Origin of the sequence: Pseudomonas xanthosomatis (assembly GCF_019139835.1) — a bacterium.
Taxonomy (GTDB): domain Bacteria; phylum Pseudomonadota; class Gammaproteobacteria; order Pseudomonadales; family Pseudomonadaceae; genus Aquipseudomonas; species Aquipseudomonas fakonensis.
Genome location: NZ_CP077075.1, coordinates 420,033 through 438,284 on the forward strand (window position 1 = coordinate 420,033; position 18,252 = coordinate 438,284).

The 18,252-nt window shown below is 65.0% G+C and carries 19 protein-coding genes; 11 read left to right on the forward strand and 8 right to left on the reverse strand.

Translation table 11 applies throughout. From position 1 onward, the window contains the following. Positions 1 to 14 precede the first annotated feature (14 nt). Together choX and KSS93_RS01805 are read left to right on the forward strand one after the other, a co-directional pair. The gene (gene choX / locus KSS93_RS01800; protein ID WP_217886916.1) at positions 15 to 938 is read left to right on the forward strand and encodes a choline ABC transporter substrate-binding protein; all 924 of its coding nucleotides are present in this window, start codon (positions 15 to 17) and stop codon (positions 936 to 938) included. Positions 939 to 1,087: 149 nt separating this feature from the next. Then, the gene (locus KSS93_RS01805; RefSeq protein ID WP_217886917.1) at positions 1,088 to 2,653 is read left to right on the forward strand and encodes a SulP family inorganic anion transporter; all 1,566 of its coding nucleotides are present in this window, start codon (positions 1,088 to 1,090) and stop codon (positions 2,651 to 2,653) included. Positions 2,654 to 2,792: 139 nt separating this feature from the next. Here the strand turns inward: KSS93_RS01805 and aroE are convergent, their stop codons facing one another. Together aroE and hemF are read right to left on the reverse strand one after the other, a co-directional pair. Continuing rightward, a complete protein-coding gene (aroE, locus tag KSS93_RS01810) occupies positions 2,793 to 3,617 on the reverse strand; it encodes a shikimate dehydrogenase (protein ID WP_217886918.1) in 825 nt (274 codons plus the stop codon). 25 nt (positions 3,618 to 3,642) lie between these two features. Beyond that, entirely contained in the window at positions 3,643 to 4,554 is a 912-nt protein-coding gene (gene hemF, locus KSS93_RS01815) for an oxygen-dependent coproporphyrinogen oxidase (protein WP_217886919.1), read from the reverse strand. A 133-nt stretch (positions 4,555 to 4,687) separates the two neighbouring features. Between hemF and KSS93_RS01820 the strand changes: the two genes are divergently transcribed. Next, positions 4,688 to 5,665, forward strand: a complete 978-nt coding sequence (locus tag KSS93_RS01820) for an NADPH:quinone reductase (protein ID WP_217886920.1) — start codon at positions 4,688 to 4,690, stop codon at positions 5,663 to 5,665. 7 nt (positions 5,666 to 5,672) lie between these two features. Here KSS93_RS01820 and KSS93_RS01825 read toward each other — a convergent pair whose 3' ends face one another. The 4 genes from KSS93_RS01825 to dprA form a co-directional block, all read right to left on the reverse strand. Then, positions 5,673 to 5,978, reverse strand: a complete 306-nt coding sequence (locus KSS93_RS01825) for a Txe/YoeB family addiction module toxin (protein ID WP_302474051.1) — start codon at positions 5,976 to 5,978, stop codon at positions 5,673 to 5,675. Then, positions 5,944 to 6,228, reverse strand: a complete 285-nt coding sequence (locus KSS93_RS01830) for a type II toxin-antitoxin system Phd/YefM family antitoxin (RefSeq protein WP_217886921.1) — start codon at positions 6,226 to 6,228, stop codon at positions 5,944 to 5,946. Before KSS93_RS01830 ends, KSS93_RS01825 begins: the two co-directional genes overlap by 35 nt. A gap of 282 nt (positions 6,229 to 6,510) precedes the next feature. Beyond that, entirely contained in the window at positions 6,511 to 7,068 is a 558-nt protein-coding gene (gene tsaC / locus KSS93_RS01835; RefSeq protein WP_217841101.1) for an L-threonylcarbamoyladenylate synthase type 1 TsaC, read from the reverse strand. 41 nt (positions 7,069 to 7,109) lie between these two features. Continuing rightward, positions 7,110 to 8,207 (reverse strand): DNA-processing protein DprA, encoded by a 1,098-nt coding sequence (gene dprA / locus KSS93_RS01840; protein ID WP_217886922.1) that lies wholly within the window; start codon positions 8,205 to 8,207, stop codon positions 7,110 to 7,112. A gap of 208 nt (positions 8,208 to 8,415) precedes the next feature. Between dprA and def the strand changes: the two genes are divergently transcribed. Genes def through KSS93_RS01865 form a run of 5 tightly spaced genes read left to right on the forward strand, consistent with a single transcriptional unit; the run spans position 8,416 to position 12,947 of the window. Further along, a complete protein-coding gene (gene def, locus KSS93_RS01845; protein ID WP_038707094.1) occupies positions 8,416 to 8,922 on the forward strand; it encodes a peptide deformylase in 507 nt (168 codons plus the stop codon). 59 nt (positions 8,923 to 8,981) lie between these two features. Beyond that, on the forward strand, positions 8,982 to 9,914 hold the full coding sequence (fmt, locus tag KSS93_RS01850) for a methionyl-tRNA formyltransferase (RefSeq protein ID WP_217886923.1): 933 nt from the start codon (positions 8,982 to 8,984) through the stop codon (positions 9,912 to 9,914). After that, positions 9,911 to 11,221: a 16S rRNA (cytosine(967)-C(5))-methyltransferase RsmB gene (gene rsmB / locus KSS93_RS01855; RefSeq protein WP_217886924.1), complete on the forward strand. Its 1,311-nt coding sequence runs from the start codon at positions 9,911 to 9,913 to the stop codon at positions 11,219 to 11,221. The genes fmt and rsmB overlap by 4 nt, the downstream gene beginning before the upstream one ends. Positions 11,222 to 11,247: 26 nt before the next feature. After that, the gene (gene trkA, locus KSS93_RS01860; protein ID WP_217886925.1) at positions 11,248 to 12,621 is read left to right on the forward strand and encodes a Trk system potassium transporter TrkA; all 1,374 of its coding nucleotides are present in this window, start codon (positions 11,248 to 11,250) and stop codon (positions 12,619 to 12,621) included. Positions 12,622 to 12,632: 11 nt separating this feature from the next. Continuing rightward, positions 12,633 to 12,947: a tetratricopeptide repeat protein gene (locus KSS93_RS01865; protein WP_217886926.1), complete on the forward strand. Its 315-nt coding sequence runs from the start codon at positions 12,633 to 12,635 to the stop codon at positions 12,945 to 12,947. A gap of 154 nt (positions 12,948 to 13,101) precedes the next feature. Here the strand turns inward: KSS93_RS01865 and KSS93_RS01870 are convergent, their stop codons facing one another. Together KSS93_RS01870 and KSS93_RS01875 are read right to left on the reverse strand one after the other, a co-directional pair. Further along, positions 13,102 to 13,989 (reverse strand): lysophospholipid acyltransferase, encoded by an 888-nt coding sequence (locus KSS93_RS01870; protein WP_217886927.1) that lies wholly within the window; start codon positions 13,987 to 13,989, stop codon positions 13,102 to 13,104. 41 nt (positions 13,990 to 14,030) lie between these two features. Then, positions 14,031 to 14,582, reverse strand: coding sequence for a DNA-3-methyladenine glycosylase I (locus tag KSS93_RS01875; RefSeq protein ID WP_217886928.1), 552 nt, complete (start codon positions 14,580 to 14,582; stop codon positions 14,031 to 14,033). Between the two features lie 83 nt (positions 14,583 to 14,665). Here KSS93_RS01875 and glyQ point away from each other — a divergent pair, with 83 nt between their 5' ends. Genes glyQ through gmhB form a run of 3 tightly spaced genes read left to right on the forward strand, consistent with a single transcriptional unit; the run spans position 14,666 to position 18,195 of the window. After that, positions 14,666 to 15,613, forward strand: a complete 948-nt coding sequence (gene glyQ, locus KSS93_RS01880; protein WP_217841093.1) for a glycine--tRNA ligase subunit alpha — start codon at positions 14,666 to 14,668, stop codon at positions 15,611 to 15,613. After that, positions 15,610 to 17,664, forward strand: a complete 2,055-nt coding sequence (gene glyS, locus KSS93_RS01885; RefSeq protein ID WP_217886929.1) for a glycine--tRNA ligase subunit beta — start codon at positions 15,610 to 15,612, stop codon at positions 17,662 to 17,664. Before glyQ ends, glyS begins: the two co-directional genes overlap by 4 nt. A gap of 3 nt (positions 17,665 to 17,667) precedes the next feature. After that, a complete protein-coding gene (gene gmhB, locus KSS93_RS01890) occupies positions 17,668 to 18,195 on the forward strand; it encodes a D-glycero-beta-D-manno-heptose 1,7-bisphosphate 7-phosphatase (protein WP_217841091.1) in 528 nt (175 codons plus the stop codon). Positions 18,196 to 18,252 lie beyond the last annotated feature (57 nt).

Here is an 18,252-nt window from a genome sequence, read left to right on the forward strand (position 1 = left end):
GAAGAGAGGCCGCCATGCAGAAGTTCTCCACCGCCGTGTTCGCCCTGGCCCTGAGCCTGGGCACGGCACACGCCGCCGACAGCGACGCGCAATGCAGCACCGTGAAGATGGCCGACCCCGGCTGGAGCGATATCGCCAGTACCAACGCCGTGGCCCGGCTGCTGCTGGAAAGCCTGGGTTACCAGGTGAAGATCGACAACCTGGCCGTGCCGATCATCTTCGGGGGCCTGAAGGACGGCCGGGTGGATGCCTTCCTCGGCAACTGGATGCCAGCGCAGCAGGGCTTCCATGACAAGTTCATCGCCAACGGCGATGTACAGCAGCTGGCACGCAACCTCGAAGGCACCGAGTTCACCCTGGCAGTGCCCGACTATGTTTGGAACGCAGGGGTAAAAGACTTCGCCGATTTGCAAAAGCATGCCGACCAGTTCGACAAAAAGCTCTATGGCATCGGCTCCGGCGCGCCGGCCAACCTGTCGCTGAAAGAGATCATCGACAAGAACGAATTCGAACTCGGCCAATGGAAGCTGGTCGAGTCCAGCGAGCAGGCGATGCTGGCCCAGGTGGACCGGGCGGTGAAGAAACAGCAGTTCATCACCTTCCTCGGCTGGACCCCGCACCCGATGAACGTGAAGCTGAAGATGCATTACCTCACCGGCGGCGAGAAATGGTTCGGCAGCAAGGGTGACGTGTTTACGCTGACCCGCAAGGGTTATGCACAGGCCTGCCCGAATGCGGCGAAGCTTTTGAGCAACCTTGAGTTCTCGCTGGAGATGGAGAACAGCATCATGGCCGAGGTTGTGGATAAGAAGGTGAGCTTCGATGATGCGGCCAAGGCGTGGGTGAAGACCCACCCTGAACTGCTGGATGGCTGGTTGGCGGGGGTGACGACCAAAGCAGGTGGCGATGCTGCCGACGCGGTCAAATCCAAGCTATGAGTTCCGTCTGATAGGCTGCTGGGGCCGCTTGGCGGCCCTTTCGCGGCACAAGGCCGCTCCTACAAGAGTGCGCGTTACCCTGTAGGAGCGGCCTCGTGCCGCGAAACGAGGGCAAAGCCCTCGCCTGCGATACTGAACAGGAACGATGCATGCCCCCTCTTCACCACCTGCTGCCCTTCCTGGCCTGGCTACCGCGCCAATCGGGCCGCAGCCTGCGCCAAGACCTACTGGTGGGCCTGAGCGGCGCCATCCTGGCCTTGCCGCAATCCATCGCCTACGCCCTGATCGCCGGCCTGCCCGCCGAGTACGGCCTGTACGCCGCCGTCGTGCCAGTGCTCATCGCCTGCCTGTGGGGCTCGTCCTGGCACCTGATCTGCGGGCCCACCGCAGCCATTTCCATCGTGCTCTACGCCAGCATCAGCCCGCTGGCGGTGGCCGGCAGCGCCGACTACGTAACCCTGGTGCTGCTGCTGACCTTCCTTGGCGGCATCTTCCAGCTGTTGCTCGGGCTGCTGCGCTTCGGCGCGCTGGTGAATTTCGTCTCCCATTCGGTGGTGCTGGGCTTCACCCTCGGCGCCGCCATCGTCATCGCCCTGGGCCAGTTGCCCAACCTCATGGGGCTGGACTTGCCGAGCCAGGCTACAGCATTGAAGACCGTGCAAGACCTGGCCGGGCATGCAGGTGAACTGGACCTGCCGTCGCTGGCCCTGGGCCTGGCCACCGTCATGCTCGGCGTGGCCCTCAAGCTTGTGCGCCCCCGCTGGCCAAGCCTGTTGACAAGCCTGCTGTTGGTCAGCCTGGTGGCCTGGCTGCTGCCGGGCTACTTCGGCCATGTGCCCCGGGTGGCTGCGTTCAGCGGGCAACTGCCGCCCTTCAGCCCGCTGCCGTTGCTGGATGTGGAACTGATACTGCGCCTGCTGCCCAGCGCCGTGGCGGTGGGCATGCTGGGGCTGGTGACCAGCCTGTCGATTGCCCGCTCGTTGTCGGCACGTTCGGAGCAGTTGATCGACCCTGACCAGGAGATCCGCGCCCAGGGCCTGTCGAACATCGGCGGGGCGTTTTTCTCCGGCTACCTGTCAGCCGGGTCCTTCACCCGCTCGGGCCTGAGCTTCGAGGCCGGCGCGCGTTCGCCCATGGCCGGGGTGTTTTCGGCGCTGTGGGTGGCGCTGTTCGCCGTGACCGGTGCCGGGCTGATCGCACAGCTGCCGATCCCGGCCATGGCTGGCAGCATTTTGCTGATCTGCTGGGGGCTGGTGGACCACCGCGGCATCCGCGCGCTGTTCCGGGTCAGCCGTTCGGAGTTCCTGGTGATGGCGCTGACCGCCGCCGCGACGCTGCTGCTGGAGTTGCAAACCGCAATCTACGCCGGGGTGCTGGCGTCGCTGTTCTTCTACCTCAAGCGCACGTCGCGCCCGCGAGTGCAGCAAAGCCGGGAAGGGCAGGCGGACGTGCTGCGGGTGGGCGGGTCGATCTTCTTCGGGGCGGCGCACTACCTGCAGGTGCGTTTGCAGCGCTGCCAGGGGCCGCATGTAGTGATCGATGCGCGGCAGGTGAACTTCATCGATTATTCGGGTGTGGATATGTTGCACCGTGAGGCGCGGCGGTTGCTGCGAGCGGGCGGCAGCCTGACGTTGCAGCGGGCCAGGCCCCAGGTGGTGGAGGAGTTGCAGAAGCTGGAGGGGGTGCAGGGGTGCCCGATCCGGTTTGAGGAGTGAGGTCGGGATCCTGGGGCTGCTTCGCAGCCCTTTCGCGGCACAAGGCCGCTCCTACAGAGAGCGCGTAATACCTGCTGACGCGGTCCTCTGTAGGAGCGGCCTTGTGCCGCGAAAGGCCGCAAAAGCGGCCCCGTCGATATCAGCCCCTAGCAAGTTGCCGGCGCAGCTCGTCCAGCACCGGCCCGGTCTCAGGCCGTACCCCACGCCAGATGAAGAAGGCTTCCGCCGCCTGCTCGGCCAGCATCCCCAACCCATCCAGCACCTTGGCCGCGCCCAGCTTGCTTGCCCACTGGCAGAACGGCGTCGGCTCCTTGCCATACATCATGTCGTAGCACACCGTGCGCCCGGCCTCGACCAGGCTGTCGGCAATCGGCGGCAGCTCGCCCGACAGGCTCGCCGAGGTGGCGTTGATGATCACGTCCACCGGCTCCTGCAACCAGGCAAAACCGCTGGCCACCACCGGGCCCAGTTCATCGAATTCGCGGGCCAGCTGCTCGGCCTTTTCCACCGTGCGGTTGGCGATCACCAGCGATTGCGGGCGGTGCGCCAGGATCGGCTCCAGCACACCGCGCACCGCGCCACCGGCGCCTAAAACAAGGATGCGCTTGCCGGCAAGGGTTACCCCGGCGTTCACCGTGAGGTCACGCACCAACCCGGCACCGTCGGTGTTGTCGCCCTGCAGCGTGCCATCGGCCAGCTTGCTCAGGGTGTTCACCGCGCCCGCCCGTTGCGCCCGCGGGGTGAGGCTGTCGCACAGGCGGTAGGCCTCTTCCTTGAACGGCACGGTAACGTTGGCACCGCTGCCTTGCTTGAAGAAACCCCGGGCGCAGTCGCTGAAGTCATCCAGCGGCGCCAGCAGGGTGGCGTACTCCAGGCTCTGGCCGGTCTGGTCGGCGAACAGGCGGTGAATCAGCGGCGACTTGCTGTGGCCGATGGGGTTACCGAAAACGACGTACTGGTCCATGGCGGCTCCTTGTTTATCCACAGGCTTACTGGCCGAGCCAGTCGCGGTCCTGCAGGAAGTACTCGGTCAGGCGTGCTTCCTCGCTGCCGGGCGCTGCCTTCCAGTCATAGCCCCAACGCACCTGCGGCGGCAGCGACATGAGGATCGACTCGGTGCGCCCGCCCGATTGCAGGCCGAACAGGGTCCCACGGTCGTAGACCAGGTTGAACTCCACGTAACGGCCACGGCGGTATTCCTGGAATTCGCGCTGCTGGGCGGTGTACGGGGTGTTCTTGCGGCGCTGGATGATCGGCAGGTAGGCGTTGACATAGGCATCGCCGATGGCGCGAATGAAGGCAAAGCAGGTGTCGAAGTCCCACTCGTTCAAGTCGTCGAAGAACAAACCGCCGATGCCACGCGGCTCGCCACGGTGCTTGAGGTGGAAGTAGCGGTCGCACCAGGCCTTGTAGCGCGGGTACACGTCGGCGCCGAACGGCGCGCAGGCCTGCTCGGCCACCCGGTGCCAGTGCACGCAGTCTTCTTCAACGCCGTAGTAGGGGGTCAGGTCGAAACCGCCGCCGAACCACCACACCGCCTCTTCGCCTTCTTTTTCGGCGATGAAAAACCGCACGTTGGCGTGGGAGGTGGGCACATGCGGGTTGTGCGGGTGGATCACCAGCGACACGCCCAGGGCCTCGAAGCCACGGCCCGCCAGCTCCGGGCGGTGGGCACTGGCCGAAGGTGGCAGCCCGCTGCCGAACACGTGGCTGAAGTTGACGCCGCCCTTCTCGATCACCTTGCCTTCACCGATCACCCGCGTGCGGCCCCCGCCACCGGCTTCGCGCACCCAGGCATCCTCGACGAAGCGGGCGCCGCCGTCTTCGTTCTCGAGGGCAGTGCAGATGCGGTCTTGCAGGTCGAGCAGGTAGGCTTTCACGGCCTCGGTGCGGCTGGTCATCGGGTCACCTGGAAGGAGCGGGTAAAATTCGCCGCGTAGCATACCACCGGCAAACCCCGCGCCGCAGTTGACGGCGATCAAGCAAAGGCGTCCGATAGAAGGCCCTTTGCATCCACGACGACAGGAGTGTGTGATGGCCAAGCGTATCCAGTTCAGCCAGCATGGCGGCCCGGAAGTCCTGCAACTAGTCGAGTTCGACCCGGCCCCGCCCGGCCCGCAGCAGGTGCGCGTGCGCAACCATGCGATCGGCCTGAATTTCATCGACACCTACTTTCGCAGCGGGCTGTATGCACCGCCTGCGCTGCCTTCCGGGCTAGGCACCGAGGCGGCCGGCGTGGTCGAGGCGGTGGGCGAGGGCGTCACCCGGCTGAAGGTCGGCGACCGCGTGGCCCACGCCGGCGGCCCGCTGGGTGCCTACAGCGAAGTGCACACGCTGCCCGAGGCCAACCTGGTCAAGCTGCCCGACAGCATCAGCTTCGAACAGGCGGCAGCCGTGATGCTCAAGGGCCTGACCACCCAGTACCTGCTCAAGCAGACCTACGCCGTGCAGCCAGGCGACTTCATCCTGTTCCATGCTGCCGCCGGTGGCGTGGGCTCGCTGGCCTGCCAATGGGCCAAAGCCTTGGGCGCCAAGCTGATCGGCACGGTCAGCTCTGCCGATAAGGCCGAGCGGGCCAAAGCCCTCGGCGCCTGGGCGACCATCGACTACAGCCATGAAGATGTGGCCAAGCGCGTGCTGGAACTGACCGACGGTCAGAAATGCCCGGTGGTGTATGACGGCGTCGGCGCCGATACCTGGCTGACTTCGCTGGATTGCCTCAAACCGCGCGGATTGATGGTGAGCTTCGGCAATGCCTCGGGAGCTGTGAGCGGGGTGAACCTGGGCATCCTGGCGCAGAAGGGCTCGCTGTACGTCACCCGGCCAACCCTTGCGACCTACGCCAACAATGCCGAGAACACCCAGGCCATGGCTGATGACCTGTTCGCCATGATCGCCAGCGGCAAGCTGGTGGTGGATATCCAGCAGCGCTACCCGCTGAGCGAGGCGGCCAAGGCGCAAAGTGAGCTTTCGGCGCGGCGGACCGTGGGGTCTACCGTGCTTTTGCCTTGAGCGTTACTCAGTCGTAGTGGAAGCGGCACTGAAGGACAGTCAGTTGCCCGCCTTCATAGAAATAAACCAATCGATGCTCCCTGGTAATGCGACGCGACCAGAACCCCGATAAATCTCCCTTCAGAGGCTCAGGCTTGCCAATGCCTCTGAAGGGCGTACGGCAACATTCGCAAATGAGCAGGTTAATTGCCTCGAAGATCGGCGGATCACTTTCCCGCCAATGATGGTAGTCCTCCCACCCCTGCGTGGTGAACGCAACACGCACTGAACCCCGGGCCTCAGTCTTGTTGCGTTGCTTTGACTTCATGTTCATCGATTTTCAGCTCATGGGTAGCAGGCTTACCCGACCGCAGCTGTTCGATAGACGCACGCAAGCGCTTGGCGTTAGCGGAGGACCCCAGCAGATAGAGAGTCTCCTGCATCCCGTTGTAGTCCTCGAGGGACAGCATGACCACGGGTTCACCTCGCTGGCGGGTGATGATGGCCGGCTCGTGATCCCGGCATACGTCATCCATCGTTTGCTTCAGATCGGCGCGGGCCTGGCTGAAAGTCAGTACATGCATTGGTTCAATCCTTCCAGGATTACAAAGGAGAGCTATGCGAACATTGTACAAAGTCACGTACAAACCTCAATGACCCGCTGTCGGTGTACTTGATACCGGCCCGCATGGAGCACTGCACCAAGCCCGAAAAGGGTAAATAAGAGGAACCTGAAGGAAAACGTGATGCATTCATCAAGCCAGGTAGGGCATTTCGCATGAACATGCCGGATAAGGCTTTGGGGGCGTAGATCAACACAAAAGCCCCTCAGGAAGGTTGAAGGGGCTCTTAGTGAACAGCAATAACTATCCCGGCCGAACGATCTCACCCGTGGCCAGGTTGCGGATCAAGCTAGGGTTCTTGCGCCCCCCCAGTGCCCCGCCCAGCACCATGTCCAACTCACCATGAAAATACTGCTCCACCCGCAACCGGCTCTTGGCCGCCGGGCGCCCGCCCGGGTTGCACGAGGTTGAGATCAGCGGCCCCACCAGCGCGCACAGCTCGCGCACCTGCGGGTGATCGCTGACCCGCAGCGCCACGGTGTCGTGCTGGCCGGTCACCCACTCGGGCAGCAGGTCCTGATGCGGCACCAGCCAGGTGTTGGGGCCTGGCCAGGTGGCGCTCATGCGGTCGATCCAGTCCTGGGGGAAATCCTCGAACAAAAAATCGAACTGGCGAATGTTGTCGGCGATCAGGATCAGGCCTTTATCCACAGGCCGCGACTTGAGCGCCAGCAGGCGGTACACCGCGTCCTCGTTCCACGGGTCGCAGCCCAGGCCCCAGACCGCTTCCGTCGGGTAGGCGATGACCGCGCCCGCCCGGATCTCACGTGCGGCTTGTTGCACACGAAAACTGCTCACCATTTTGCGTCTCTCCGCATCTAAACACCGTGCGCGCAGTGTACTTAGCCCGCCCGGGCAAACCAACGCCCGCCTTCACTGCTGACCCGGCCTTCGAGCTCCAGTTCGGTGAGGCTGGCCAGCACCTGGGCCAGCGGCTGGCCGCTGCTGTGGGCCAGGCCCTCGCTGGTTTGCGGCGCAGCATGCAGCAGGGCGAGCAACGGATGGGCGGGTTTATCCACAGCGGCAGGCGGCAGGTTTTGCCAGCCGCGCAGGGTTTCGAGAATCTGCCCGACGCTTTCCACCAGCAGCGCACCATCACGAATCAGCTGGTGACAGCCCTTGGCCCCGGGGTGGTGGATCGAGCCCGGGATCGCGTAAACCTCACGCCCCTGCTCGGCGGCCAGGCGGGCGGTGATCAACGAACCGCTGGCCAGGCTCGCCTCGACCACCAGCACACACAGCGACATGCCGCTGATGATGCGGTTGCGCCGCGGAAAGTTGCCGGGCAGGGGGCCAGCATCGAGCGGGTACTCAGAGACCAGCGCGCTGCCGCTGTCGAGCATCTGCCTGGCGAGCTCGCGGTGGCGCTGTGGATAAAGTTTTTGCAGGCCCGTGCCGAGCACCCCGATGGTCTGCCCGCCAGCCTTCAGTGCAGCCCGATGAGCGGCACCGTCAACGCCTAAAGCCAGCCCGCTGGTGATGGTGAAACCTGCCTGCGAAAGACTGCGGGCGAACCCGCCGGCAGTATCCAGTGCCGGGGGTGAAGCACGCCTGCTACCCACGATGGCCAGCTGCGGCTGGTCTAGCAGGGCGGGGTCGCCGGCGACGAACAGCAGCGGCGGCGGGTCGTCGATTTCTGCCAGCAGCGCCGGGTAGCCAGGGCTGTCCCACATCAGTAAATGCTGGCCCGGCCCCTCTAGCCAGGCCATTGCAGCCGCTGCACCGTCACGCACTTGCGGGCTGCGCCGGGCGTCTATACTGGCTGCCGGTATACCCAGCGCACGCCACGCACTGGCTGGCGCGCTGAGCGCCGAAGAGGCGCTGCCGAAGGCTTCGATAAGGGTGTGAAAGCGCCTCAGGCCGGTGTCCGGAAGGCGATGCAGACGCAATCGCGCTTCCAGTTCGGCGGGCGAGCAAGGCGACGAATGGAAAATACTCATAGGGATCATCCTTGATCAGAAGGGGGCCATCGGCGTGGCACAACCTGTGGATAACTGTGTTGATAACGCTTTGAAAAGCTGTCCATCAATTGCGCTATAAAGCGCCCTTTCACACCCTAGCCGAGCTTTCGCAGGTGCCTTGCCAACCTTTTCCCTTTATTATGTGTGCTCAGTTTTCAACCGACCGCACAGTGACTGCCTGACCCCTATGGCCATCTTGAACATCCTCGAATTCCCAGACCCGCGCCTGCGCACCATTGCCAAACCGGTAACGGTCTTTGACGACGCCCTGCGCCAACTGATCGACGACATGTTCGAGACCATGTACGAGGCCCCGGGCATCGGCCTTGCCGCCACCCAGGTGAACGTGCACCAGCAGGTGGTGGTAATGGACCTGAGCGAAGACCGCAGCGAGCCGCGGGTCTTCATCAACCCCAGCGTCGAAGAGCTGACCCACGACATGGGCCAGTACCAGGAAGGCTGCCTGTCGGTACCCGGCTTCTACGAGAACGTCGACCGCCCGCTGCGTGTGCGGGTCAAGGCCCAGGACCGCGACGGCAAGCCCTACGAGCTGGAATGCGAAGGCCTGCTGGCGGTGTGCGTGCAGCACGAGTTCGATCACCTGAACGGCAAGCTGTTCGTCGACTACCTGTCCCAGCTCAAACGCGACCGGATCAAGAAAAAGCTGGAAAAGCAGCACCGCCAGCAAGCCTGATCGCCACCTCCCAAAGGCTTGCTCCGGCAAGCCTTTTTCTTTTTTGCAGCGAGAACTCCATGCGCATCGTCTTTGCAGGCACTCCAGAGTTTGCCGCCGAACACCTCAAGGCCCTGCTCGACAGCCCGTACGAGATCGTGGCCGTCTACACCCAGCCCGACCGCCCCGCCGGCCGTGGCCAGAAGCTCATGCCCAGCGCGGTCAAGGCGCTGGCCGTGGCCCACGACATCCCGGTGTACCAGCCGCAGACCCTGCGCAACGCCGACGCCCAGGCCGAGCTCGCTGCGCTCAAGCCCGACCTGATGGTAGTGGTCGCCTACGGCCTGATCCTGCCGCAGGTGGTGCTGGATATCCCGCGCCTGGGTTGTATCAACAGCCACGCCTCCCTGCTGCCGCGCTGGCGCGGTGCGGCGCCGATCCAGCGCGCCGTCGAGGCCGGTGATGCCGAAAGCGGCGTGACCGTGATGCGCATGGAAGCGGGCCTGGACACCGGCCCCATGCTGCTCAAGGTGGTCACCCCGATCAGCGCCGACGACACCGGCGGCAGCCTGCATGACCGCCTCGCCGAAATGGGCCCGCCGGCCGTGGTGCAGGCCATCGCCGGCCTGGCCGACGGTTCGCTGCAAGGTGAAGTGCAGGACGATGCCCTGGCCACCTATGCCCACAAGCTGAACAAGGACGAGGCGCGCATCGACTGGAGCCGTCCGGCTGTGGAGCTGGAGCGCCTGATGCGTGCCTTCAACCCGTGGCCGGTGTGCCACAGCACCCTGGACGGCGAAACCGTGAAGGTGCTGGCCGCCAACTTGTCCACAGGCCAGGGCGCGCCCGGTGAAATTCTGTCCGCCAGCAAGGACGGCCTGGTGGTCGCCTGTGGTGAAGGCGCGCTGAGCCTCACCCGCCTGCAACTGCCCGGCGGCAAGGCGCTTAACTTCAGCGACCTGTTCAACAGCCGCCGCGAGAAGTTCGCCTGCGGCAAGGTACTTGGCCAATGAACCCACGCCTGGCCGCCGCCCGCGCCCTTGCCGCCGTGCTCAGCGGCAAGGCCTCGCTGAACAGTTCGTTGCCGGCGCAACTGGACAAGGTCGAGGAGCGCGACCGCGGCCTCACCCAGGACCTGGCCTTCGGCACCGCCCGCTGGCAACCGCGCCTGGACCTGCTGGCCGCACAGTTGCTGCAAAAGCCGTTCAAGGCCGCCGACGCCGACGTACAGGCGCTGCTGCTGGTAGGCCTGTACCAGCTGTTCTACACGCGCATTCCGGCGCATGCCGCCATCGGCGAAACCGTGGGCTGCGCCGACAAGCTGAAAAAGCCCTGGGCCAAGGGCCTGCTCAACGCCGTGCTGCGCCGCGCCCAGCGCGAAGGCGAAGCGCTGCTGGCCGGCATGGAGCGTGACCCGGTGGTGCGCACCGCCCACCCGCGCTGGCTGCAGAAGTCGCTCAAGGCCTTCTGGCCGGAGCAGTGGGAAGCCATCTGCGCCGCCAACAACGCCCACCCGCCGATGATCCTGCGGGTTAACCGCCGCCACCACAGCCGCGATGCCTACCTGGCGCTGCTGGCCGAGGCCGGCTTCCAGGCCAACGCCTGCGAATTCAGCCGTGACGGCATCGTGCTGGCCGAAGCCTGCGACGTGCGCGGCCTGCCGGGCTTCGCCGAAGGCTGGGTTAGCGTGCAGGACGAAGCCGCGCAGCTGTCGGCCGACCTGCTGGAACTGGCCCCCGGCCAGCGCGTGCTGGACGCCTGCTGCGCCCCGGGCGGCAAAACCTGCCACCTGCTTGAAGCAGAGCCGGGCCTTGCCCACATGGTCGCCATCGACCTCGAAGCCAAGCGCCTGGCCCGCGTGCGAGAAAACCTCGACCGCCTCAAGCTGGATGCCGAGCTGATCGCCTGCGACGCCCGCGACACCGCCAGCTGGTGGGACGGCAAAGCCTTCCAGCGCATCCTGCTCGACGCGCCGTGCTCGGCCACCGGGGTGATCCGCCGCCACCCGGACATCAAGCTGACCCGCCAGGCCGAGGACATCCCGGCCCTGGCCGCGCTGCAAGGCGAGCTGCTCGATGCCCTGTGGCCAACGCTCGAGGTGGGCGGCATGCTGCTGTATGCCACCTGCTCCAGCCTGCCCACCGAGAACACCGAAGTGATCAACGCCTTCCTTGCCCGCACCCCCGGTGCCCGCGAGCTGGACCTGGCCACCGAAGCCGGCCTGCGCCAGCCCCACGGCCGCCAGTTGCTGGCCCGCGAAGGCGGCCACGACGGCTTCTACTATGCCAAGCTGATCAAGATCGCCGCCTCGCGCGGGTAAGAACAAGAAAGGGTAGGGAGTAGCGGATGAAGATCATCATCCTGGGTGCAGGGCAGGTCGGCGGCACGCTGGCCGAGCACCTGGCCAGCGAAGCCAACGACATCACCGTGGTCGACACCGACGGCGACCGCCTGCGCGACCTCGGCGACCGCCTGGACATCCGCACCGTGCAAGGCCGCGGTTCGCTGCCGACGGTGCTGCGCCAGGCCGGCGCCGACGATGCCGACATGCTGGTGGCAGTGACCAACAGCGATGAAACCAACATGGTCGCCTGCCAGGTGGCCTATTCGCTGTTCCACACCCCGACCAAGATCGCCCGGGTGCGCGAATCGTCCTACCTCAGCCGCGAGGAGCTGTTCGACAACGACCATATCCCGGTCGATGTGCTGATCAGCCCCGAGCAAGTGGTGACCAACTACATCAAGCGCCTGATCGAGCACCCAGGCTCGCTGCAGGTGATCGACTTCGCCGAGGGCAAGGCCCAGCTGGTGGCGGTCAAGGCCTACTACGGCGGCCCGCTGGTAGGCCAGCAACTGCGCCAGATCCGCGCCCACATGCCCAACGTCGACACCCGCGTGGCGGCGATCTTCCGCCGCGACCGGCCGATCACACCGCGTGGCGACACGGTGATCGAAGCCGACGACGAGGTGTTCTTCATTGCCGCGAAGAAGGACATCCGCGCGGTGATGGGCGAGCTGAGGCGCATCGACGAGACCAACAAGCGCGTGGTCATCGCCGGTGGCGGGCAGATCGGCGAGCGCCTGGCCGAGGCCATCGAAAGCCGCTACCAGGTGAAGATCATCGAGATGAACCCGGCCCGCTGCCGCCAGCTCTCCGACACCCTGGAAAGCACCGTGGTGCTGCAGGGCAGCGCCTCGGACAAGGACCTGATGCTCGAAGAGAACATCGCCGACGCCGACATCTTCCTGGCCCTGACCAACGACGACGAGGCCAACATCATGTCCTCGCTGCTGGCCAAACGCCTGGGCGCGCGCAAAGTGATGACCATCATCAATAACCCGGCCTACGTCGACCTGGTGCAGGGCGGCGAGATTGACATCGCCATCAGCCCGCAGCTGGCCACCATCGGCACCCTGCTGGCCCACGTGCGCCGTGGCGATATCGTCAGCGTGCACTCGCTGCGCCGCGGTGCGGCCGAAGCCATCGAGGCGGTGGCGCACGGTGATGCGAAGTCGAGCAAGGTGGTGGGCAAGGCCATCGAAGATATCGCCCTGCCGCCGGGCACCACCATCGGCGCGATCATCCGCGAGGACGAGGTGCTGATCGCCCACGACGACACGCTGATCGAGTCGGGCGACCATGTGATCCTGTTCGTTGTGGATAAAAAGCATATTCGCGATGTGGAGAAGCTGTTCCACGTCGGCTTGAGTTTCTTCTAGAGGGCGGCAGGATGCGCGAATCGTTGGAAAAGATGCTGGCCAAGGGTGTGGATAACCCGCTGCTGCGCTTTGGCCTGGGCAAGGCCTGGCTGGACGAGGGCAATGGCGCTGAAGCGGCTGCGCACCTGGCGCGCTGTGTGGAGCAGGACCCGAAGTATTCGGCGGCGTGGAAGCTGCTGGGCAAGGCGTATCAGCTGATCGGTGACCTGGCGGCGGCGCGCAAGGCCTGGGAAGACGGGATCGTGGCGGCGCACGCCCATGGGGACAAGCAGGCCGAGAAAGAGATGACTGTTTTTCTGAAGAAGCTCAACAAGACCTCAAGCTGACGCTCCCCCTCAAGACACCGCAATCCCTGTGGGAGCGGGCTTGCCGGGGTGCCGGACCACCGCGAACACCGGCGAAGCCGGTGCCATGCACCGCGGTGCCTGCTTCGCGGGCAAGCCCGCTCCCACAAGGTTACCTGCTCCAGCAGGCAGAGGCTCAATACCAGCGCGCCTCGCCAGCCGGGCGCTTCTTGAAGCGCTTCATGCTCCACATGTACTGGCTCGGGTACTCGCGCACATAGCGCTCGACCACCTGGCTCATCGCCGCTGCCGATACGTTCACGTCGGTGCTGTACATCTCTTCCGGCGCCGCTTCGAGGAACACCTTGAAGCCCGAACCATCCGGCAGGCGCAGCGCGTGCAGGAACACCCCCACCGCCTTGCCGCCGGCCAGCATGTTCGGCACGAACTTGCTGGTCAGCGCCTGGGTACCCAGAAACGGCACGAACACACCCGCCGACTCGGCCGGCTCCGGGTCGGCCGGAATGCCCACCTGGCCGCCGCGGCGCACTTCCTTGATCACGCTGAGAATGCCTTCTTTGGTCGAAGGCGCCACGCGGTTGCCCATCTGCACCCGCTGCTCGCGCAGCAGGTCATCCACCGCCTTGAGCTTGGGCGGGCGGTAGAAGATGATCGGTTTGCACTGGTTGCAATAGAAGTGGTTGAGCACCTCCCAGTTGCCCAGGTGGCTGGTGATACCCACCACACCCTTGCCCGAGGCCAGGGCCTGCTCCAGCACCTCCAGCCCGTGCACTTCCTTGACCAGCTCCAGCGAACGCTGCGGCGGCCAGATCCAGGCGCAGGCGCTCTCGACGAACGACTTGCCGATGTCGCGCAGCGCACGGCCGACCAGTTGCTCACGCTCGGCAGGGTCCATCTGGGGGAAACACTTGGCCAGGTTGATGCGCACCACGTTGCGCGAACTGTTGGGCACTTTCCACATCAGCCAGCCGATACCGGCGCCAACGCGCTGCACAGCACCCCAGGGCAGCTTGGCGAACAGGCGCAGCACCCCGACCATCAGGGCGCCCTTGAACTTTTCCACAGGCGAATTCCTTATTTCAGCAAGGCGCGCATTGTACCGCGTCAGCGCAGCAGCGCGGCGTAGCGATCGCAGTCGGTGGTGTGGTCCATGACCATGCCGGTGGCCTGCATGAAGGCGTAGCAGATGGTCGGCCCGACGAAGGTGAAGCCGGCTTTCTGCAGCGCCTTGCTCATGGCCTTGGCCTCGTCGGTGACCGCCGGCACGTCGCTGCGGCCAGTGAAGTGGTTGATCTTTGGCGCCCCGCCGACGAACGACCACAGCCACTGCCCGGGGTTATCCACAGCCAGCCAGGCCTGGGCGTTGCGCCGCACGGCCTTGAGCTTGAGGCGGTTGCGGATGATGCCGGGGTCGTGCATCAGCTCCTCGATGTACTCGTCGCTCAAAGCCGCCAGCTTGACCGGGTCGAAGCCGTGCAGCACCTCACGGTAGCGCTCGCGCTTGCGTAAAACCGTGATCCACGACAGGCCCGCCTGGAACCCTTCGAGCAAAAGCATCTCGAACAGCAACGCCGGGTCACGCTGCGGCGTTCCCCACTCATGGTCGTGGTAGGCCTGGTACAACGGGTCGTCGGAACACCAAAAGCAGCGTGGCATAAGGCTCCAATACGTAGAGGGCGAGGCGAATCGGGTTATACTCCCGCTCTTTACATCCGCATCCCCAGATACAGGTGAATTTCGTGAGCCAGCCTACGCCAGCCGTGCGTACCTTCCAAGACCTGATCCTCGCCCTGCAGAACTACTGGGCAGCTCAAGGTTGTGTGGTGCTTCAGCCCTACGATATGGAAGTAGGCGCCGGCACTTTCCATACCGCGACCTTCCTGCGCGCCGTCGGCCCGGAAACCTGGAACGCCGCCTACGTGCAGCCCAGCCGTCGCCCGGGTGACGGTCGCTATGGCGAAAACCCCAACCGCCTGCAGCATTACTACCAGTTCCAGGTGGTTCTGAAGCCCAACCCGGCCAACTTCCAGGAGCTGTACCTCGGCTCGCTGAAAGCCATCGGCCTGGACCCGCTGGTTCACGACATCCGCTTCGTCGAAGACAACTGGGAATCGCCGACCCTCGGCGCCTGGGGCCTGGGCTGGGAGATCTGGCTGAACGGCATGGAGGTGACCCAGTTCACCTACTTCCAGCAGGTCGGCGGCATCGAGTGCTACCCGGTCACCGGTGAAATCACCTACGGCCTGGAGCGCCTGGCCATGTACATCCAGGGCGTCGACTCGGTGTACGACCTGGTGTGGGCCGACGGCCCGTTCGGCAAGGTCACCTACGGTGACGTGTTCCACCAGAACGAAGTGGAGCAGTCCACCTACAACTTCGAGCACGCCAACGTCGAGAAGCTGTTCGAACTGTTCGACTTCTACGAAAGCGAAGCCAACCGCCTGATCAAGCTGGAGCTGCCGCTGCCGACCTACGAAATGGTCCTGAAGGCCTCGCACACCTTCAACCTGCTGGATGCCCGCCGCGCCATCTCGGTGACCGAGCGCCAGCGTTACATCCTGCGCGTGCGCACGCTCGCCCGTGACGTCGCCCAAAGCTATCTGCAAGCCCGTGCCCGCCTGGGCTTCCCGATGGCCACCCCCGAACTGCGTGATGAAGTGTTGGCTAAGCTGGAGGCTGCACAATGAGTGCTCAAGATTTCCTGGTTGAACTGGGCACCGAAGAGCTGCCACCCAAAGCCCTGGCAACCCTGGGCGACGCCTTCCTGGCCGGCATCGAAAAAGGCCTGCAGGCCGCTGGCCTGAACTACACCGGCAAGCAGGTGTACGCCGCACCGCGCCGCCTGGCCGTGCTGATCCGCCAGCTGGACGTGCAGCAGCCGGACCGCAGCATCAACATCGACGGCCCGCCCCTGCAGGCCGCCTTCAACGCCGAAGGGCAACCGACCCAGGCTGCCCTGGGCTTTGCCAAGAAGTGCGGCGTGGAGCTTTCGGATATAGACCAGAGCGGCCCGAAGCTGCGTTTCTCCCAGCACATCCCGGGCAAGGCTACCGCCAGCCTGCTGCCAACCATCGTCGAAGACTCGCTGAACGACCTGCCGATTCCCAAGCGCATGCGCTGGGCCGCCAGCCGTGAAGAGTTCGTGCGCCCCACGCAATGGCTGGTGATGCTGCTGGGCGAGCAGGTGGTGGATTGCACCATCCTCTCGCAAAAAGCCGGCCGCGAGTCCCGTGGCCACCGCTTCCACCACCCGCAAAACGTCGCCATCACGGCGCCTGCCAACTACTGCGAAGACCTGCGCAAGGCCTACGTGCTGGCCGACTTCGCCGAGCGCCGCGAGCTGATCAGCAAGCGCACTGCAGAGCTCGCCATGCAGCAAGAAGGCAGCGCCATCGTGCCGCCGGCACTGCTGGACGAAGTGACCGCGCTGGTCGAGTGGCCAGTGCCGCTGGTGTGCTCGTTCGAGGAGCGTTTCCTCGAAGTGCCGCAAGAAGCCCTGATCACCACCATGCAGGACAACCAGAAGTACTTCTGCCTGCTGGACAGCGAAGGCAAGCTGCTGCCGCGCTTCATCACCGTGGCCAACGTCGAGAGCCGTGACCCCAAGCAGATCGTGCTGGGTAACGAGAAGGTCGTGCGCCCGCGCCTGACCGACGCCGAGTTCTTCTTCAAGCAGGACAAGAAGCAGCCGCTCGAGACCTTCAACGAGCGCCTGAAGAACGTGGTGTTCCAGGCCCAGCTGGGCACGGTGTTCGACAAGGCCGAGCGCGTCTCCAAGCTGGCCGCCTTCATTGCCCCGTACATCGGCGGCAGCGCTGCCAACGCCGGCCGTGCCGGCCTGCTGTCCAAGTGCGACCTGGCCTCGGAAATGGTCGGTGAATTCCCTGAAATGCAGGGCATCGCCGGCTACTACTACGCCCTCAATGACGGCGAGCCGGAAGACGTCGCCCTGGCCCTGAACGAGCAGTACATGCCGCGCGGTGCCGGCGCCGAGCTGCCGCACACCCTGACCGGTGCTGCCGTGGCCATCGCCGACAAGCTCGACACCCTGGTCGGCATCTTCGGCATCGGCATGCTGCCCACCGGCAGCAAGGACCCGTACGCCCTGCGCCGCGCCGCCCTGGGCGTGCTGCGCATCCTGATCGAGAAGCAGCTGGACCTGGACCTGACCGCCGCCGTCGATTTCGCGGTCAAGCAGTTCGGTGCCAAGGTCAAGGCCGCAGGCCTGGCCGAGCAGGTGCTGGAATTCATCTTCGACCGCCTGCGTGCGCGCTACGAAGACGAAGGCATCGACGTTGCCACCTACCTGTCGGTGCGTGCCCTGAAGCCGGGCTCCGCCCTGGACTTCGACCAGCGCGTGCAGGCGGTGCAGGCGTTCCGCAAGCTGCCCGAAGCCGAGGCCCTGGCCGCAGCCAACAAGCGCGTGTCGAACCTGCTGAGCAAGGCCGAGGGCGCGATTTCCGAGCAGGTCGAGCCGAAGTACTTCGACAACGCCAACGAGTTCTCGCTGTACTCGGCCATCCAGCAGGCCGACCAGGCCGTGCAACCGATGGCCGCTGCGCGCCAGTACAACGAAGCCCTGGCCCGCCTGGCGGCCCTGCGCGACCCGGTCGACGCCTTCTTCGAGGCGGTGCTGGTCAATGCCGAGGACGCCAAGGTACGTGCCAACCGTTATGCCCTGCTCAGCCGCCTGCGTGGCCTGTTCCTGGGCGTGGCCGACATTTCGCTGCTGGGGTAAGCCTTGAAACTGCTGATTCTCGACCGGGACGGGGTGATCAACTTCGACTCCGACGCCTACATCAAGTCGCTGGAAGAATGGCTGCCCATTCCCGGCTCGATCGAGGCCATCGCGCAGTTGAGCAAGGCCGGCTGGACGGTGGCCGTGGCCACCAACCAGTCCGGCATTGCCCGCGGCTACTACCCGCTGCAAACCCTCGAGGCCATGCATGCGCGTTTGCGCGCGCTGGTGGCCGAGCAGGGCGGTGAAGTCGGCTTGATCGTGCATTGCCCGCACGGCCCGGACGAGGGTTGCGATTGCCGCAAACCCAAGCCCGGCATGCTGCGGACAATCGCCGAGCACTACCAGGTACCCCTGGCCGGCGTGTGGTTTGTCGGTGACAGCAAAGGTGACCTGGAGGCGGCGCTGGCCGTCGATGCACAACCCGTGTTGGTTAAAACCGGCAAGGGCCAGAGGACCCTGGAAAAAGGTGTCCCGGAATCTACACTGATTTTCGACGATCTGGCGGCTATCGCCAGAGAACTTATTTAAAAGAGTGCGCCCAGGCGGCGCACTTTTCATTGGGCGGGCTTTGCCCCGCAACGGTAC

Excerpts from the sequence above, each read along its gene's own strand:
- fmt (WP_217886923.1), top strand. The coding sequence starts at position 8,982 with ATGCGCATCGTCTTTGCAGGCACTCCAGAGTTTGCCGCCGAACACCTC.
- def (WP_038707094.1), top strand. The coding sequence starts at position 8,416 with ATGGCCATCTTGAACATCCTCGAATTCCCAGACCCGCGCCTGCGCACC.
- hemF (WP_217886919.1), bottom strand. The coding sequence starts at position 4,554 with ATGACCAGCCGCACCGAGGCCGTGAAAGCCTACCTGCTCGACCTGCAA.
- rsmB (WP_217886924.1), top strand. The coding sequence starts at position 9,911 with ATGAACCCACGCCTGGCCGCCGCCCGCGCCCTTGCCGCCGTGCTCAGC.
- trkA (WP_217886925.1), top strand. The coding sequence starts at position 11,248 with ATGAAGATCATCATCCTGGGTGCAGGGCAGGTCGGCGGCACGCTGGCC.
- aroE (WP_217886918.1), bottom strand. The coding sequence starts at position 3,617 with ATGGACCAGTACGTCGTTTTCGGTAACCCCATCGGCCACAGCAAGTCG.
- dprA (WP_217886922.1), bottom strand. The coding sequence starts at position 8,207 with ATGAGTATTTTCCATTCGTCGCCTTGCTCGCCCGCCGAACTGGAAGCG.
- KSS93_RS01875 (WP_217886928.1), bottom strand. The coding sequence starts at position 14,582 with ATGCCACGCTGCTTTTGGTGTTCCGACGACCCGTTGTACCAGGCCTAC.
- KSS93_RS01825 (WP_302474051.1), bottom strand. The coding sequence starts at position 5,978 with ATGAACATGAAGTCAAAGCAACGCAACAAGACTGAGGCCCGGGGTTCA.
- choX (WP_217886916.1), top strand. The coding sequence starts at position 15 with ATGCAGAAGTTCTCCACCGCCGTGTTCGCCCTGGCCCTGAGCCTGGGC.
- glyS (WP_217886929.1), top strand. The coding sequence starts at position 15,610 with ATGAGTGCTCAAGATTTCCTGGTTGAACTGGGCACCGAAGAGCTGCCA.
- KSS93_RS01820 (WP_217886920.1), top strand. The coding sequence starts at position 4,688 with ATGGCCAAGCGTATCCAGTTCAGCCAGCATGGCGGCCCGGAAGTCCTG.
- KSS93_RS01805 (WP_217886917.1), top strand. The coding sequence starts at position 1,088 with ATGCCCCCTCTTCACCACCTGCTGCCCTTCCTGGCCTGGCTACCGCGC.
- KSS93_RS01830 (WP_217886921.1), bottom strand. The coding sequence starts at position 6,228 with ATGCATGTACTGACTTTCAGCCAGGCCCGCGCCGATCTGAAGCAAACG.
- KSS93_RS01865 (WP_217886926.1), top strand. The coding sequence starts at position 12,633 with ATGCGCGAATCGTTGGAAAAGATGCTGGCCAAGGGTGTGGATAACCCG.
- tsaC (WP_217841101.1), bottom strand. The coding sequence starts at position 7,068 with ATGGTGAGCAGTTTTCGTGTGCAACAAGCCGCACGTGAGATCCGGGCG.